This window comes from Methylocapsa sp. S129, from assembly GCF_009765995.1.
Taxonomy (GTDB): domain Bacteria; phylum Pseudomonadota; class Alphaproteobacteria; order Rhizobiales; family Beijerinckiaceae; genus Roseiarcus.
The window spans coordinates 1-15,282 of sequence record NZ_LMUI01000018.1; the positions used below are offsets into that span (position 1 = coordinate 1).

15 protein-coding genes and 1 tRNA gene are annotated in these 15,282 nt (G+C 60.6%); 8 read left to right on the forward strand and 8 right to left on the reverse strand.

Features of this window, described 5'->3' with window-relative positions; translation table 11 throughout:
• Positions 1–86 precede the first annotated feature (86 nt).
• The gene (locus GSQ90_RS11465) at positions 87–581 is read right to left on the reverse strand and encodes a (2Fe-2S)-binding protein (protein ID WP_246731543.1); all 495 of its coding nucleotides are present in this window, start codon (positions 579–581) and stop codon (positions 87–89) included.
• 378 nt (positions 582–959) lie between these two features.
• Between GSQ90_RS11465 and GSQ90_RS11470 the strand changes: the two genes are divergently transcribed.
• From GSQ90_RS11470 to GSQ90_RS11480, 3 genes are all read left to right on the forward strand, one after another.
• A complete protein-coding gene (locus tag GSQ90_RS11470; protein WP_158814981.1) occupies positions 960–1,484 on the forward strand; it encodes a GAF domain-containing protein in 525 nt (174 codons plus the stop codon).
• A gap of 305 nt (positions 1,485–1,789) precedes the next feature.
• Positions 1,790–2,599: a PIG-L deacetylase family protein gene (locus tag GSQ90_RS11475; protein ID WP_158814982.1), complete on the forward strand. Its 810-nt coding sequence runs from the start codon at positions 1,790–1,792 to the stop codon at positions 2,597–2,599.
• Between the two features lie 430 nt (positions 2,600–3,029).
• Positions 3,030–4,313 (forward strand): cystathionine gamma-synthase family protein, encoded by a 1,284-nt coding sequence (locus GSQ90_RS11480; RefSeq protein ID WP_158814983.1) that lies wholly within the window; start codon positions 3,030–3,032, stop codon positions 4,311–4,313.
• 286 nt (positions 4,314–4,599) lie between these two features.
• On the opposite strand, the gene GSQ90_RS11485 is transcribed toward GSQ90_RS11480, so the two are convergent.
• On the reverse strand, positions 4,600–5,016 hold the full coding sequence (locus GSQ90_RS11485; RefSeq protein ID WP_158814984.1) for a hypothetical protein: 417 nt from the start codon (positions 5,014–5,016) through the stop codon (positions 4,600–4,602).
• Between the two features lie 305 nt (positions 5,017–5,321).
• Here GSQ90_RS11485 and GSQ90_RS11490 point away from each other — a divergent pair, with 305 nt between their 5' ends.
• Positions 5,322–7,013 (forward strand): tannase/feruloyl esterase family alpha/beta hydrolase, encoded by a 1,692-nt coding sequence (locus GSQ90_RS11490; RefSeq protein ID WP_210254881.1) that lies wholly within the window; start codon positions 5,322–5,324, stop codon positions 7,011–7,013.
• Here the strand turns inward: GSQ90_RS11490 and GSQ90_RS32110 are convergent.
• Positions 6,994–7,335, reverse strand: a complete 342-nt coding sequence (locus GSQ90_RS32110) for a nuclear transport factor 2 family protein (protein ID WP_210254882.1) — start codon at positions 7,333–7,335, stop codon at positions 6,994–6,996. The genes GSQ90_RS11490 and GSQ90_RS32110 overlap by 20 nt on opposite strands.
• A gap of 212 nt (positions 7,336–7,547) precedes the next feature.
• On the opposite strand from GSQ90_RS32110, the gene GSQ90_RS11500 reads away from it, so the two are divergent.
• On the forward strand, positions 7,548–7,829 hold the full coding sequence (locus GSQ90_RS11500; RefSeq protein ID WP_158814985.1) for an acylphosphatase: 282 nt from the start codon (positions 7,548–7,550) through the stop codon (positions 7,827–7,829).
• A gap of 253 nt (positions 7,830–8,082) precedes the next feature.
• Here the strand turns inward: GSQ90_RS11500 and GSQ90_RS11505 are convergent, their stop codons facing one another.
• The 4 genes from GSQ90_RS11505 to denD all read right to left on the reverse strand — a co-directional run bounded on the left by GSQ90_RS11505 (position 8,083) and on the right by denD (position 11,597).
• Positions 8,083–8,352 (reverse strand): DUF2312 domain-containing protein, encoded by a 270-nt coding sequence (locus GSQ90_RS11505; RefSeq protein WP_158814986.1) that lies wholly within the window; start codon positions 8,350–8,352, stop codon positions 8,083–8,085.
• 464 nt (positions 8,353–8,816) lie between these two features.
• Positions 8,817–8,893 (reverse strand) — tRNA-Arg (locus tag GSQ90_RS11510).
• A 195-nt stretch (positions 8,894–9,088) separates the two neighbouring features.
• Positions 9,089–10,624, reverse strand: coding sequence for a sensor histidine kinase (locus GSQ90_RS11515; protein WP_158814987.1), 1,536 nt, complete (start codon positions 10,622–10,624; stop codon positions 9,089–9,091).
• Positions 10,605–11,597, reverse strand: a complete 993-nt coding sequence (gene denD / locus GSQ90_RS11520) for a D-erythronate dehydrogenase (RefSeq protein ID WP_158814988.1) — start codon at positions 11,595–11,597, stop codon at positions 10,605–10,607. The genes GSQ90_RS11515 and denD overlap by 20 nt, the downstream gene beginning before the upstream one ends.
• Before the next feature lie 171 nt (positions 11,598–11,768).
• Here denD and GSQ90_RS11525 point away from each other — a divergent pair, with 171 nt between their 5' ends.
• Both GSQ90_RS11525 and GSQ90_RS11530 read left to right on the forward strand, forming a co-directional pair.
• The gene (locus tag GSQ90_RS11525; RefSeq protein ID WP_246731544.1) at positions 11,769–12,116 is read left to right on the forward strand and encodes a septal ring lytic transglycosylase RlpA family protein; all 348 of its coding nucleotides are present in this window, start codon (positions 11,769–11,771) and stop codon (positions 12,114–12,116) included.
• 102 nt (positions 12,117–12,218) lie between these two features.
• Positions 12,219–13,913 (forward strand): AMP-binding protein, encoded by a 1,695-nt coding sequence (locus GSQ90_RS11530; protein WP_158814989.1) that lies wholly within the window; start codon positions 12,219–12,221, stop codon positions 13,911–13,913.
• A 502-nt stretch (positions 13,914–14,415) separates the two neighbouring features.
• Here GSQ90_RS11530 and GSQ90_RS11535 read toward each other — a convergent pair.
• Positions 14,416–15,033 (reverse strand): TetR/AcrR family transcriptional regulator, encoded by a 618-nt coding sequence (locus GSQ90_RS11535; RefSeq protein WP_210254883.1) that lies wholly within the window; start codon positions 15,031–15,033, stop codon positions 14,416–14,418.
• 74 nt (positions 15,034–15,107) lie between these two features.
• Here GSQ90_RS11535 and GSQ90_RS32670 point away from each other — a divergent pair, with 74 nt between their 5' ends.
• Entirely contained in the window at positions 15,108–15,233 is a 126-nt protein-coding gene (locus GSQ90_RS32670; protein WP_256366595.1) for a hypothetical protein, read from the forward strand.
• Positions 15,234–15,282: the final 49 nt, after the last annotated feature.

The following is a 15,282-nucleotide window of genomic DNA, read 5'->3' on the forward strand; positions in this document are numbered from 1 at the left end:
AAAAACAGGGGCGCCCGGACGCTTCGTCACGACAGCCAGGACGCCGCTGCGGCGCAAGAGTTCGCGGCGTGACGGAATAATGGGCGTCATCGCTCGCCAATCCGGGCGTCTCGTCCGCGCCGCGCGGCCAGCATTACAGCGCGCAAAATCTCCAGGTGAGTGCCGCAACGGCACAGATTGAAGCGGAGTTCATTGCGCACTTCGGCCTCGCCGGGATCGGGGTTGCGATCGAGCAAGGCCTTGGCGGTCATGATCATTCCATTGAGGCAATAGCCGCATTGAGCGGCCTGTTCGTCGATGAATGCTTGCTGGATAGGGTGGAGGGCCTCTGGCGTCCCGAGGCCCTCCAGCGTCACAATGTCTCGGTTCTCCGCCAGATGCAGAGGCAGCACGCAGCTGCGCGCGGCGATGCCGTTGAAGATCACCGTGCAGGCCCCGCATTCCCCAAGGCCGCAGCCGTATTTTGGCGCGTTCAGGCCAAGGTCGTTGCGCAGGATGTAGAGCAGCGGCGTTCCGCCTTCCGCCTCGACGACGTGCTCCGCCCCGTTGACGCGCAACTTGTAGGGACGAGGCTGCCTCACGGAGTTTTGACCGCCTTTCGAACTCGGCGGAGACGGGCGTCCGCCCTCAGAAGGCCGAGCCAGCATCTTACTGAACAATCCCCCGCCATCATCGTCAAGCACCTCATAATTCGTTCGTATACAAACAAAATGGCCTAAATGTCAGGCTCTGGCAACCGCGATCATCGCCCCCTTGACCAGCCTGTCGGGCGCTGCGCTGCGAAGAGCATGTGCGACGAACCGGCGCTTCGGATGCCCGGCGTTGCTTTTGCGGGACCGCACAGCGATATGACGGACTCGGGCGAGCTGACGGTCGATAGGCTGGCGCCTCACAGCCTGCGACGCAGATCGAATGTAAAATCGGTTCATGGATCGGTCATGAGTTGAAGAGGAGTAACGATGTTTCAGGCCCACCCGATCGAAGGCGCCGCCAAGGCGGAGTTCTATCGCGAACTTCTCCTACAGCTCAGTTCTCTTCTCGGGGAGGAGCGCGACCCCATCGCCAACGCCGCCAACACCTCGGCCCTTTTGTTTGAGATGATGCCGAATCTCAATTGGGCGGGATTCTATTTTCTGCGCGATAACGCCGAACTCGTTCTTGGTCCCTTTCAGGGCAAACCCGCATGCGTGCGCATCCCGGTCGGCCGTGGCGTCTGCGGCGCCGCAGTGGAGCGTAAGCATTCGATCCTGGTCGAAGATGTTCATGCTTTCCCCGGTCACATCGCATGCGACGCGGCGTCCCGTTCCGAACTGGTGGCGCCGCTCATCCATAATGGCGGCGTCCTTGGCGTGCTTGATCTGGATAGTCCCGTAGCGGGGCGTTTCGACATTGATGACCAAGAAGCCATGGAAAGAGCCGTCTCCATCTATCTCACGGCGAGTGCGTTGCAAGAACTGCCGAGCGTTCACGCGACGTCAACGTAGGAGCGCATGACCAGATCGGGCAGAGCCCGGCGGCCGCGATTAGGCCGGCGCCGTCGGAAGACGCTTGTCCCTACATCACCTGCCTCGAGACGCCATGAACGGAAAAATCGCGTTGCGCGTCCGTCTTCATTCGGAGAGCCTCGAAGGTTGCGGGCGGCATGAAGGCGCGATAGCGACATATTCTCAAAGAATATGACGCTGCGAGCGGTCCGATGCCGTCCGCTGGATGTCGGATTTGCGACGCCGAACCCACAACTCGTTCGTCGATTCTGATGAGAACGACAACCTTATGAAGAAGTAAGCCCATGCCGGCGCGCATTACCGAGTCCCACCGACTTTTGGCCATCTCTCCCCACCTGGACGATGTGGCCCTTAGCGTCGGCGGAATTGTCGCACGAATGGTAGGGAATGGCGCCGACGTCGTCGTTGGAACCGTGTTTACTGCGGATAATCCGCATCCAGCAGTGTCGTCCCCTGTGATTGAAGAATTGAACACGCTCTGGAACCTAGGTCCCTCGCCGATCGCCTTTCGCAGAGGGGAGGACGTCGCCGCTGTAAGTGCGTTGGGCGCGCGTTTTATTCATGGCGGCCTCCTTGATGCCATCTATCGAACTGACCGCGAGCGAAATTGCCTCTACCCGACCAGAACTGATGTCTTCTCGGGACCTTCTCATAAGGACGACATTTTCTCCGCTCTGAACAAACTTTTCGCGGATTGGATAGAGGACTTTCAACCCGATAGTATCTTGTGTCCTTTGGCAGTGGGGCGGCACGTCGATCACGTTGTCACATCAGAGAGCTTACGGACCGTCGCTCTTGATCGAAATTTAAACGTCTTCCTATACGAAGACTTTCCCTATTCTACCGGCCGTTTCCCTCCAGGATTTCCTGACTCGGTGGAAGCCGCGCTTCGCAGGACAGAGTGGACCATTACTTACCCGCAGCCGGTTTCTGTTGACGTGTCGGCGAAGATCGACGCGATTTTGAAGTATGCCTCTCAAATTGACGAGCTCTTCGCCAACGCCCGGGAGTTGGAGATTGCGCTCAAGCGCTACATGGCTTCTGCAAGCCCGGAAGGAGACTTCTGCGAAACGATTTGGCTGACCTCAACTTGAACTCGCGTTTGCTGATTGAATCACGTCGCACGCCCATGGATGGTGGCTTTAGTCACGCATGAGTCTTTGGCTCCATCCGCGTTGCGCCGATTGCTGGCAGCCGATGCCGCGCTCGCCACACTTTCCGGTCGGGCGCGGCGATGCGATCCGCATAAGGTTGTGAATGGAACGAGGTGAGCCCTGGTTGAACAGGACCAGGCGGCCTGAGTTAATATCTTGCGGCTCGATTTCTGAACCTGAATGCGCCCGTCGCTCTTCCGCGACCGCCTGAGCTTTATTGCGGAAATCACTCACAACGCAATGTGGCTCCGCCGCCGCGAACCCTTCCTCACCGAGGAAAGATCATCAACCGCCATATTCTGCCTGTGGAGGAGGCCTAACATCGCAGCAATCGGCCGTCGCTGGCCGGAACCGCGAAGAGGAGGTCGCCTTGGTGGAGGACAGCTATCACAAGGACCGCATAGCGAATCGTCGGCTGCATCCTGAGACATTGATGATGGGCTACGGCTATGCGCCGGGCCTTTCGGAAGGTTCGCTCAAGCCGCCGATTTTTCTCACGTCGACCTTCGTTTTCGAGAACGCCCAGCAGGGCAAGGATTTCTTCGACCTAACCTCCGGCCGCCGCCAGCCGCGGCCAGGCGAGAAGTCCGGTCTGGTCTATTCGCGTTTCAACAATCCCAATCTCGAAATCCTTGAGGACCGGCTGGCGATCTGGGATCAAGCCGAACGTTCTGCCGTCTTCGCCAGCGGCATGGCGGCGATTTCGACGACGCTCTTCGCCTTTCTCCGGCCGGGCGACACCGTTCTGCACAGCCGGCCCCTCTATGGCGGCACCGAAACGCTGCTCAAGAACCAGATGGGCGCCTTCGCGGTCACTGCCTTTGGCTTTCCCGACGGCGTCAATATCTCCGAAATGCGCAAAACGGCGGAAGCGGCGCGCGCGAAGGGCAGGGTGGGGCTAATCTTGGTCGAGACTCCCGCCAATCCAACCAACGGTCTTGTCGATCTCGCCGCCTGCGCGGCGATCGCCGACGAAATGGGTAAGACGCAAGGGCATCGTCCGCCCGTCGTGGTCGACAATACGATGCTCGGTCCGATGTTCCAGACGCCGCTGAAATGCGGCGCCGATATCTCGCTGTGTTCGCTGACCAAATATGTCGGGGGCCACAGCGATCTCGTCGGAGGCAGCATCAGCGGGGCTGCCGGCTTCGTGAAGCTGGTGATGAGTTGGCGCAGCGCTCTCGGCACGCAACTCGATCCGAATTCCTGCTGGATGCTGATGCGCTCGCTCGAAACACTCGAAATCCGCATGACGCGCTCGAACGACAACGCTCGTCTCGTCGCCGAATATCTGGCGGGCCACCCCAAGGTCGCCAGGGTGCATTATCTCGGCTTTCTCAAGGACGGCGATCCGCACAAGACAGTATTCGACCGCCAATGCTCGGCGCCGGGTTCGACGTTCGCTTTCGATGTCAAGGGCGACGAGAGGCAGGCCTTCGCGCTGCTCGACAATCTCCAGATCATGAAGCTCGCGGTCAGCCTAGGCGGCACCGAAACGCTGATCTCGCATCCCGCCTCGATGACGCATTCGGGCGTCGCGCGCGAATTGCGTGAGGAGATTGGACTGACGGATGCGCTGATCCGCATATCGATTGGCATCGAGAATGTAGAGGACTTGATTTCGGATCTCGCGCAGGGCCTCGAACACGTTTGACGCGTTTTGCTGTTTGGGCCAAGAGCTGCAGGAGCGAATGTCCGCTTCGACGGTCCGATTGCCTCAAGCTGCCGGACCGGTCCCATGCGCGGTTACGAGAGCGCGGGTTCATCTGGCGACACACCGGCTCACCCGTGCGAAGCAGCTCGCCGTAATGTCCAATATTACCCTGAAGCAAAAACCGGTTGAAAAGCCGTTTTATGAGACTCGCTCTCAAACGTTGTTTTGACTGGTGGCGAGACGGCAAATCGCGCGCGGTCGCCACGGGCGGCCGCGCGCTAGTCGATCAATAATAGCTCGGCACGCCGAAGCTGCTGTTGACCGCGAAGAACGGGAATTGCGCGATCTCTCCGGCGAGATGAACCGGCGCGCCGACCAGCACGCGCGGATCATTGGCGCCCGGAGGAAACACGGCTTCGACCCCCCGGAATGGCAAGCTGACGATCGTGCCGGCGATCGCGACCGGCGCCGTGATGATGACGCCGGGCCCATGGAAAGCGTCGGGAGCGGCGGCGACCGGCTCGCGATAGGCGGGCGTTCTCACCGTCACATCGCCGCTGTCGACCGGATGATGGATCCGGTGCGCGAATCGGTGGTGGAAATAACGATGCTGCTCGGCCGCGGCCGCCGGCAGGCTATAGGCTCCGGCAAGAAGTGCCACGCCTGTGACGGCTTGCGCCAGTTTCGATATGCGGGTCTGCATTCCTATCGGCTCCATACCTGTCATGGGGTGTTACCCGCTGAACCTCAAATATGGCTATTGCTAGGCCTCATTTAGCCCGCATTGTGCAGCCCCTTACCTCACGCGGCGACTGGTTCGACATGCCTCTGTCCAAGCTTGGCGACGATCCAGGCCTCGCGACGGCCCAGGCCGCCTTGCTTTCCTCAATCTCACTCAAAGTTGTGTGGCGGCGCGCAGCTCACGCGGCGCATAATGTCGGTCCCGATTGCGGGTCGGACGCCTTTCAAGGATGGCCGTCGAAGCGCCAAATTCAAAGGGAGGAATGAATGAAGTTCGGCCGAAACCAATCGCCACTCAGTCAAGCGACTCTCACGGTCGCGGCTATCGCCATGATAGGGTCGATCGCCGTTTCAGTGACGCCTAAGGCCGCCGCGGCCGAGCCCGGCGCGATCACTCCAGCGATGACGTGCGAGGCGTTGGGTAAATCCGATCTGACCGCCTTGGATTCGCGAATCAGATCAACGACCACGACTACCCGCAACGGTCACGCTTTTTGCGACGTCATAGGGTACATCAGCCCAGCAACGCAATTCGAAGCGCTGTTGCCACAGGACAATTGGCGCGGTGATTACCTGCAACAAGGTTGCGGAGGACTCTGCGGTCAAACCAATGTGAGCCTCGACGATCCCTCAAGGACCAGCGGCTATCAAGCCCCTTATGCTCCGTTGGCGAATGGGGAGATGGTCGTCGCGGCGGATGACCAGGGGCATGAAGCTCCTAATAACGGCGATGCGCTTTGGGCGAAGTACGATCTTCGGCTGAGGGCGGTGTTCGGTTACAGTTCCGAACACCAGCTCGCACAGACGGCAAAGGCCCTGATCCGAATCTTCTACGGACGCAAACCGGCCTACTCCTACTTTAGCGGGGTCTCCGCCGGGGGGCACGAGGCTTTGGTGCTGGCGCAGCGTTACCCCGAGGACTTCGACGGAATTCTCGCCGGGGCGCCGGCCAATAATTGGGCTCCGCTCACTTTGTTTGAATTATGGCTCGCTGCGTCGAATCGAGACCCGCAGGGACGGCAAATACTGACTGCGGAAAAGCTTCCTGCGCTGCACGCTGCGGTAATGGCTGCCTGCGCCGATGATCATGGAGTGATCTCGGACCCGCGCGCGTGCGCATTCGATCCCGCGAGCATGCGGTGCGCGAACGGCGACGACAAGCCGGACTGCCTAACCGATGACCAAATAAGGGTCGTCCGAGATGAATATCGCGGACCAAGCGATCGGGAGGCTCATGGACTGTTCGACGGCGGAGAGCCATACGGCTCCGAGTTAGCGTGGTCCGGTTGGCTAGTCATGCCAGCCGCCGATTCCTCGGCGCCGACGGACACTTATGCCGCGCAAATCGGGCTTGGCTATTTCAATTATATGGGGTTCTTGCACAATCCTCGGGGCGGGTTCAGTCCGGATAGCGTACCTTTTACTAGCGCGATGCATCAGCAGCTTGCGCAACTCGGTGGGATTTACAATGCCACGGATCCTGATCTGAATGCGTTTCAGGCTCACGGCGGCAAGATTATCATTTATCATAGCTGGGCGGACCAGGCGATCCCGCCTTTCGCGACTATCGACTACTATCGCGCCGTCGTGCGGCAGGCAGGTTGGCCGGTAGCTCAATCGTTCAGCCGACTGTACATGATTCCTGGCCTCTACCACTGCCCGTGCGGGCAACCTGTCGATGGGGATCCGGCGACAACCGTGCAGTTCATGCCCCAACTGGTCGGTTGGGTCGAACATGGAGAAGCGCCCGGCGCGCTCACCCTGCCAGTAACCGCGCAGACAACCGGCAGCCATTTAACTTCACTGAACGTCGAGCCGTTCGACCCACGCCGCCCTGTGCCGAACAATAGCGGTTTCAACAGCAATTACCATTACATCGGCGAGACCAGCGACTATAAACCGGGCAACGAGCTGTGGTGCGCCGAGGACAGCCAACCGCTCACATGCACGACGCGCTGAGCGCTGTTTGATGGTGACGCAGTGACGGACGTGACGCTCTCGCTTCTGGATTTCTGCGGCGACTTTTCCCGCCGAGCCTTATGAGACGAGGAAAATCGTGCGTCACTCCCTCACCGAGAGCTAGGGATGAGTTCCGATAGATCGTGTCGTGGATGGTGCGATGGAGGGCGATGATCTCATTAACGCCGCGCACATAGTGGGCGAACCGATTTACGAACGTCGCGTCATCACGAAACAAGGCGCCGAACGCCGCCATATCATGGGCGTTCCATGCCGCTTGAAACGCTCCCGACGTATCTTCGGGATTGGCGATCGGCGTCATGTAAGTCCCCTGTAAGCGTCTTGTTCCGAATTGGCTTGCGGCAAAGGATCGTATTGCCGCGACTCTGATTGGCCCGATCCGCGACAACAACAGCAAGCCCGTCGCAGTCTTGTCTTGTCTGGTTCGCGCAAGGTTGTGTACAGAGCCGGCGCTCCGCGCGACGCGCGCGGCGGATTTTGCGCCGTGGCTACCCGAGAGAAAGAAAGCTATCTATGATTCGGACGGTTCACATCATTGTCACCGGACGTGTTCAGGGCGTCGGCTATCGTGCGTGGGTAGCGCAAGAAGCAGAGACGCGGGGCCTTTCCGGTTGGGTCCGCAATCGTCGTCACGGTTCGGTCGAAGCAATGTTTTCGGGAGAGACAATCATCGTCGATGCGATGATCGCGGCCTGCCAATTGGGGCCGTGCCTGGCGTGGGTAGACAATGTGACAGTAGCCGATTCATTAGCTGATGGTGATTTGCGAGGCTTTCGGATTCTCGCGACCACTTGAGTGGACTGGCGCGTTAATCGCGGCCTCGTAAACTCTACGCTGCGGCTCGAAACAGTCCGACTTTCGATGTGGCGGCACGCGGTCCTAACATCGAACAGGGTTCTGTAACGTCCCGCAATTTGAGATGGTTGCGGGCCACCGATTTGAATCTGCCAGTCGCCGGGCCGGCGGTTTTTCACCCTGAACGATAGGCTCGCTCGTCATGAGCGGGCGGGCGGCTCGCGTCGCCGCCCTCCCAATTGATCCAACCGATTTATGCCGCTTTGGCTTGCGCGGGCGCCGCATCTTGTATGGCTCGGAGATAGAGGTCGAGCAGAGAGTCCTGTTCGTCGCGCTCGTCCTGATCTAGTTTGCGCAAGCGAAGGATTTCCTTCAGCACTTTTACGTCGAAGCCCTCTCCCTTGGCCTCGGAGAAGACTTCCTTCTTCCCCTCATTCAGCGCCTTAAGTTCTTCGTCGATGTGCTCAATGCGCTCGATGAAGGACAGAATACGATTACCAGGAATTCCCACCGTGTCGGTCATGCCGTGCCTCTCTGTGACGGGAGCAAAGGCTAGGACGGCGAAGGTTGCCGAGAGGTTAACGCGTTCGTTCTAATCCCCAGCGATTTCACCTACCGCGCTGCAGCGGTCTGGCGGCGGGGCTTGAACTGGGGCGGAACAGGCAAACTTGATTCACAACCTGTTGCGCAGGAAAGATGCCCTTGTCGACATATGTGGGTGATTCGACTGACCAGGCGACAGCGCACTCGGCACGCCATCCTCGCTTCTTTTCCAGACGTATCGCTGGTGGGCAAGCCGCCGCCCGGAACCGCTTGGCAAGATGGAGAGCCAACCATTTTGAGAGGGTGGGGCCTGTCCTTTAGCGCCTTCTTCGCCGAAGAAGATAATTTTCTTCTCTATCGCGATCCCAGTCGGATCGGGCTCTGAAAACACCGTTGTAAAATCAATTCTAGAACGGCGGTGTCGATAGAAGTTCTTGAAAAGACTGGCGCGCCCGAAGAGATTCGAACTCCTGACCCCCAGATTCGTAGTCTGGTGCTCTATCCAGCTGAGCTACGGGCGCGCATTGATTCACACCTCATTCCGATAACCCGGAAAACCGCGCGTCCGATTTTTTCGTAAGCGCGACTTGGCGTGAAGAGAGCGAACCGTCTAATCGCTCTTGGCTTGAGTGGCAAGCGCAAAACAGACATTTTGTGGGGCGGGGACCGTCAAATATCACGGCGCGTCGAATGCGCAGGAAATTCGCCCTTCTTCCTCAAACCGACCCTTCGCGGGGGGTGGGGAGGGTGATTTGGAAACGGGCGCCGCAGTAAAAATCATCAGGCTGGCGCGGCGCAAGCGCGATTGTGCCGCCGTTGCGATCGGTCAGATCGGCTGCGATCGCCAGGCCGAGGCCGGATCCGCCTTCCCGGGTCGAGAGATGAAACGGTTCGAAGATGCGCCGCGCTAGGTGCGGCGGGAAGCCAGGGCCCGTATCGCAGACCTCGATCAGAGCGCCGCCGCCGGCGCGGGTGGCCGCATAGCGGATCGCCGCCGGCCGGCCGGAACTCGGGCCAAATTGGGCGAGGGCCTGAATCGCATTGCGATTGAGGTTTTCGATGACGCGCAGCAAATGCTCGGGATCGACGAAAATTTCGAAAGTCTCGGATACATCGATATCGAAAGAGACGCGGTCATGCTCCCTTTCCCCCGAAGCTTCGATCGCCTGTTGGATCACGTCCCGCAGCCCGATGCGGCGGCGCAGCGGCGCTTTCTCGACGGCGGCGCCATAGGTCAGCGTTTCCTGGCAGAAGGCGATCGCGCGGTCGAGCGTCGCCACCAGACGCGGCGCCAGACGGATAGCGAGCGGATCGGGGATGGTCGCCAGCCGGTCGGAAATCAACTGCGCGGCGGTCAGCATATTGCGCAAATCGTGATTGATCTTGGCGACGGCCAGCCCGAGTTCGGCGAGCCGCTTCTTCTGGCCGAGCTCCTGCGAAAGAGCAGTCTGCATGGCGGCGAGCGCCTGTTCGGCGTGGCCGATTTCATCGCGGCTGCCGCTTGGCGCAATGATCCGCGCGGCGTCCTGAGGCCGCTCGCCAAACGCCACGATATTGGATGTGAGCCGACGAACCGGCCTCAACACCATCACCCATATCGAGGCCCAGATCACCAGGACGACGACGGCGGAAATCGTCATCACGATCGAAAGGAAAGTTCGTGTGAACCGCCACATTTCGGCGGTAAGCGGCGTTTCGTCGAGCGTAAGTTCCAGAAAAGCGCGCTCCATGGGAGCCGGGCCGATCACACGCAGCACGGCGTTTTTGGGTGCGAACAGGGCGCCGACGGCCGCACGGACGCCCTCTGTAAGCGAAGGGTCGCGCAAATCATAGAAATCACTGACCACGGGCGGCATTTCGGCGACCGCCAGCAGTCGGTGCGTATCACTGGTCTTGAGGGCGATGGTCATGGCGCCGACGCTGTCCAGTATCTTTTTGGCAAGATCCTTTGGCAGCGTGCCGTCAGGGGATGCGGCGAAGACCAGGGCTGCTGTATTTGCCGCCGCCAGCCGGCCGCGGAGCCAGTTATCGTGAACAGCCGCGAGGCGGGGAACGAAAATCAGGACCTGCGCCAACAACGCGAAACCGATAGTCAGCAGCAGCAGCCGCGACGCCAGCCCAGGACCACGCGGACGGCCTGCCGCAACCGACGGACTCTCTGGTTGGAGCGGGGCAGGGCGCGCAACGGGAAGGGCCGGTCGCGGCGACGACTGGATGTCTAACATCGTCTCCTCATCCGATCCTGCCGCCATGCTCTTCTTCGATATGATTCCTGATGATATCCTCGAAACTCGCCTCGACGTTAAAGCCGAGCCCCAACGCCCGTTTGGCGTTGAAGTTGCTGGGCCAGCCAGCAACGATGCGCGCGATCGTCTCGTTGGGCTCGCGCCGGATCCGGCTCACCGCCGCCTCGCCGGCGACCTTCCGCAAAGCTTCGATCTGCTCGCCGACAGTGACCGAGACGCCGGGCATGGTCAGATTGCGGCGCGGACCAAGCCTGGACGTGTCGAGGCTTGCAGCATGGATGAGAAAGCCGACCGCCGAGCGCGGCGAGGCATGCCAATGGCGCACATCCTCGGAGACCGGAAGCACGGCGTGCTGGCCAGCGAGCGGCTCGCGAATGATGTTGGAGAAAAAGCCGGAAGCGGCCAGATTGGGCTTGCCGGGGCGAACGCAGATCGTCGGCAGGCGAATGCCGACGCCGTCAAAGAACCCGCGCCGTGAAAAGTCCGACAGCAGCAATTCGCTGATTGCCTTTTGCGTGCCGTAGCTGGTCAGCGGCGTCGAGAAATATTCGTCGTCGATCACTGAAGGGAATGGCGCGCCGAACACCGCGATCGAGGAGGTGAAGAGGACGCGTGGGCGATATTGACCGTTCGTGCGCAAATGTCGTTGCCGAATCGCTTCGAAAATCCCGCGCGTGCCATCGAGGTTGATGGCGTAGCCCTTCTCGAAATCACTCTCGGCTTCACCCGAAACGATCGAGGCAAGCAGAAAAATCGCATCGGGCTCGCCGGCTATCAGCTTGGGCGCGACATAGGAGGCGGCAATATCGACGGCGGCCGTCGTCGTGGCGAAGGGAGCGCCCTGCGGCGCGGCGGGCTCGACGATATCGACGAGATCGGCATGCGTGATCTTCACGCCCCCGATGACGCCGTCTTTGGCGAGCCTTTCGACAAGTTTGCGTCCGATCATGCCCGCTGCGCCGACAATGAGGATTTTCAAGAGGCTGTTTCTCCAGTTTTCGGGGCGCACTCAGGCAAAATTCCGCGAGACTCTTTCATAGGTCAAATCGCGCCCAAATTACGGCGGCCGCTTTTTTGACGCATATCGGACGCATATGGGGCCGGAATGGTCCTTGGGGGAGGCTCGCGACAAACTAAACAGGAGTTTGCATTGCACAAAGCGATTTTAGCCGCTTCAGCGGTTTTTCTCATGATTTCGCAAGCGCAAGCGGGTTGGGTCGGGCAGGCGTCCTATTACACCCACCCGCGATATCCCGCCGGCCTGATCGCCGCCCACCGCACCCTGCCTTTTGGCACGCATTTGCTCGTCACCAACCTCGGCAATGGCCGCAGCGTCACGGTCGTCGTTGTCGACCGCGGTCCCATGTTGCGCACGCGCATCATTGATCTTTCGACTCGCGCAGCCGACGTGCTTGGTTTTCGAAGCGCGGGGCTCGCCCAGGTGAAGATCGACCTGATCGACAGCAAAGCCTCTGTCGTGGGCGCAAACGATCGATAGCGCGCCCGGCGGCGCTCGGCGATTGGATTGGGGCGACGAAAATGTCATAATGAAATTGGAAGCGGCGCCAGCGTAGGGCAGGGCGCCCAGGGGAGGATGGGGATGAGCGGGCTGGCGCAGAGCTATGTTCATGGCGCCAGCGCGAGGCCGCTAATCGGCGAGACGCTCGGCGCGCTCCTCGACCGCATCGCCGCGGCGGCGCCCGACAGTCCGGCGCTGGTCGTGCGCCACCAGGATATTCGCTGGAATTACAGGCAGTTGCGCGCGCGCGCCGACGATCTTGCCGCTGGCCTTATCGCCCTGGGCCTCAAGCCGGGCGAGCGCATCGGCATCTGGTCGCCCAATAATGCGGAATGGGTGCTGACTCAATTCGCCACCGCGAAAGCCGGCCTGATTCTCGTCAATATCAACCCGGCCTACCGCGTGCATGAATTCGACCATGTCATGAACAAGGTCGGCTGCAAGGCGCTGATCCTGAGCGCCGGCTTCAAGGGCAACGATTACATCGCCTCCCTGCGGTCACTCGCGCCCGAGCTCGATCGCGCCGCGCCCGGCCAGTTGAAGGCGCCCCGGCTTCCCCAACTTGAAATCGTCATCCGGCTGGGCGCGGAAAAGACGCCCGGCGCCCTGAATTTCACCGACATCGCCGCGCCCGCCTCGAAGGCGCAGCTCGCCGAACTGGCGGCTCTCGAAGGGACGCTGCAGTTCGACGATCCCATCAACATCCAGTTCACCAGCGGCACGACCGGCGCGCCCAAGGGCGCGACGCTGACCCATCACAATATCCTCAACAATGGCTTCTTCATCGGCGAGGCGATGCGGCTGACGTCGGCCGACCGCTTATGCATTCCCGTGCCCTATTATCATTGCTTTGGCATGGTTTTGGGCAATCTGGCCTGCGTCACCCATGGCGCCTGCATGGTCTCACCCTCTGAAGGCTTTGATCCGCTGGCGGTGCTGGAGACGGTCCAGGCCGAGCGCTGCACCGGGCTGCATGGCGTCGCCACCATGTTCATCGCCATTCTCGGCCATCCCGAATTCGCCCGGTTCGACCTCACAAGCCTGCGCACCGGCATTATGGCGGGCGCGCCTTGTCCGGTCGAAGTGATGCGCAATGTCGTGGCGCGCATGCATATGAGCGAGGTCACCATCGCCTATGGCATGACCGAGACGAGCCCGGTCAGCTTCCAGAGCGCCTGCGACGACCCGCTGGAGCGGCGCGTGACGACAGTCGGGCGCATCCAGCCCCATATCGAAGTGAAGATCGTCGACGCCGAGGGCCGCGTCGTGCCGCCTGGCGTCGCGGGCGAATTGCTGACCCGCGGCTATTGCGTGATGCGCGGCTATTGGGGCGACGAGGAGGGCACCGCCAAGGCGATCGACGGCGCCGGCTTCATGCATACCGGCGATCTCGCGACCATCGATCCCGAGGGCTATTGCAACATCGTCGGTCGCCTGAAGGACGTGGTGATCCGCGGCGGCGAGAACATTTATCCGCGCGAAGTCGAGGAATTTCTCTACACCCATCCCGCCATCGCCGACGTCCAGACTTTTGGCGTGCCCGATCCCCATTACGGCGAGCAGCTCTGCGCCTGGATCAAGCTGCGCGACGGCGCTGTGCTGAACGAGGGCGAAGTGGTCGCCTTCTGCAAGGCGTCGATCGCCCATTACAAGGCGCCGCGCTACGTCCGTTTCGTCGAGGATTTCCCAATGACGGTAACGGGCAAGGCGCAAAAATTCATCATGCGCGAGAAGATGATCGAGGAGCTCGGGCTGGTGGCTGAGAAGACGGCGTAGGGGCGTGCGGCCGCTGTAGACGCGGTCGCTGACCGCGTCGTTTCCGCCGCCGCCGATATTACAGAGCAATGGCGCTTCGTGTCGGCGATGGTCGCGGACGAATGCTTGAATTCGCCGGGGGACGAGGGCGTCGGGGCAGGGGCGCCGCGTCGGCGAGATTAGTCTCGCCGATCGAGCGATATCAACGCCTTGCAAGGCGTTTTAGTTTCCTTTGAGTCTTGAGAAGCGCCTCAGATCGAGTTGACGCAACCGACCTCGGCCAGCGCCGCAGCCGCTAATCACAAGCTGAAACTTGTCACCCAATCAGCCGTGTCTCACCTAAGGGGTGCGGTCCACGCCTGTCACCGAAATCCATCGGTATCTCGAAGGGCCTTAACACGGTAAAAAGAAAATCATATCGTAGCTACGTTAACGGAGTCTACAAGGGCGCCGCTGGATGCCCTCGGCGCCCCTCTCCAGGGCTGGTCTTGCGGCCAACCACGGGCCAAGGTTCAAGCTGAATCTAGCCGTGGCCGCTGGAATCCCAGCCAAGGGCCCTTTCGACGACGCCACGAACAAAAGCGTCATCGAGCTCTTGCCGCGAAAACCACCGGCGATAAAAGAGCGGCCCGGCGATCGCCGCCGTGAGTTCGGATACATCGAAATTCGCGCCCAGCTCGCCGCGCGCTTGCGCCCGCGCCGCAATCGCGCTGAACCCCGACATCATGCCAGCATGAGTGCGCGACTGAAACTCAGCGACCTCCTTGTCGCGCTCGGCGGCGTCAATGATCGAAGGCATCGCAGACGACCACCGGCCTGTCTGCAGGCGTTGAGCCAAGCCCAGCGCCAATGCGGTCAGGTCGCCCCGAAGACTGCCGGTGTTGGGCGTCTGAAGCCGAGGGGCGAATTGCATGACGGCGTCGAACAGTAGGGCTGAGCGTGTCGGCCAATATCGATAGATCGTGGTCTTGGCGACGCCCGAACGGCGCGACACTTCGTCGAAACTGACGCCGCTGAGGCCAGCCTCGGTCAGCAGCTCATAGGCGGCGGCCAAGCTCGCAGCCTTCACGGCTTCTTTGGAACGCCGTAGCGGCTCCGGTCCTTTGGCTGGCGCCCCCACGCTGCGGGACTTTGCGGACACTTCTATTGACTCCTAACAAGTAGCTACTATATCGTAGCTTCAACATGCAGTACGACATTCTTGGAGACGTTACCATGACTCTCAAGCAAACCCGACTGGTCACCACCGATGTGGCGAAGCTGACGCGCTTCTACGAAACCGTCAGCCAATCGAAGGCCGAGATCCTTAGTGTCCGTCTCGAAACTTCTCGATTCGAATGAATCGGTTATGATTCCTGTTGGGGGCAGCCTGATTCGAGGAGCTGCCGAT

Coding starts and splice junctions, on each gene's coding strand:
- GSQ90_RS11515 (WP_158814987.1), bottom strand. CDS start 10,624: ATGGCGGCAGGATCGGATGAGGAGACGATGTTAGACATCCAGTCGTCG.
- GSQ90_RS32110 (WP_210254882.1), bottom strand. CDS start 7,335: ATGACGCCGATCGCCAATCCCGAAGATACGTCGGGAGCGTTTCAAGCG.
- GSQ90_RS11505 (WP_158814986.1), bottom strand. CDS start 8,352: ATGACCGACACGGTGGGAATTCCTGGTAATCGTATTCTGTCCTTCATC.
- GSQ90_RS11470 (WP_158814981.1), top strand. CDS start 960: ATGTTTCAGGCCCACCCGATCGAAGGCGCCGCCAAGGCGGAGTTCTAT.
- GSQ90_RS32670 (WP_256366595.1), top strand. CDS start 15,108: ATGACTCTCAAGCAAACCCGACTGGTCACCACCGATGTGGCGAAGCTG.
- GSQ90_RS11485 (WP_158814984.1), bottom strand. CDS start 5,016: ATGCAGACCCGCATATCGAAACTGGCGCAAGCCGTCACAGGCGTGGCA.
- GSQ90_RS11475 (WP_158814982.1), top strand. CDS start 1,790: ATGCCGGCGCGCATTACCGAGTCCCACCGACTTTTGGCCATCTCTCCC.
- GSQ90_RS11490 (WP_210254881.1), top strand. CDS start 5,322: ATGAAGTTCGGCCGAAACCAATCGCCACTCAGTCAAGCGACTCTCACG.
- GSQ90_RS11500 (WP_158814985.1), top strand. CDS start 7,548: ATGATTCGGACGGTTCACATCATTGTCACCGGACGTGTTCAGGGCGTC.
- GSQ90_RS11530 (WP_158814989.1), top strand. CDS start 12,219: ATGAGCGGGCTGGCGCAGAGCTATGTTCATGGCGCCAGCGCGAGGCCG.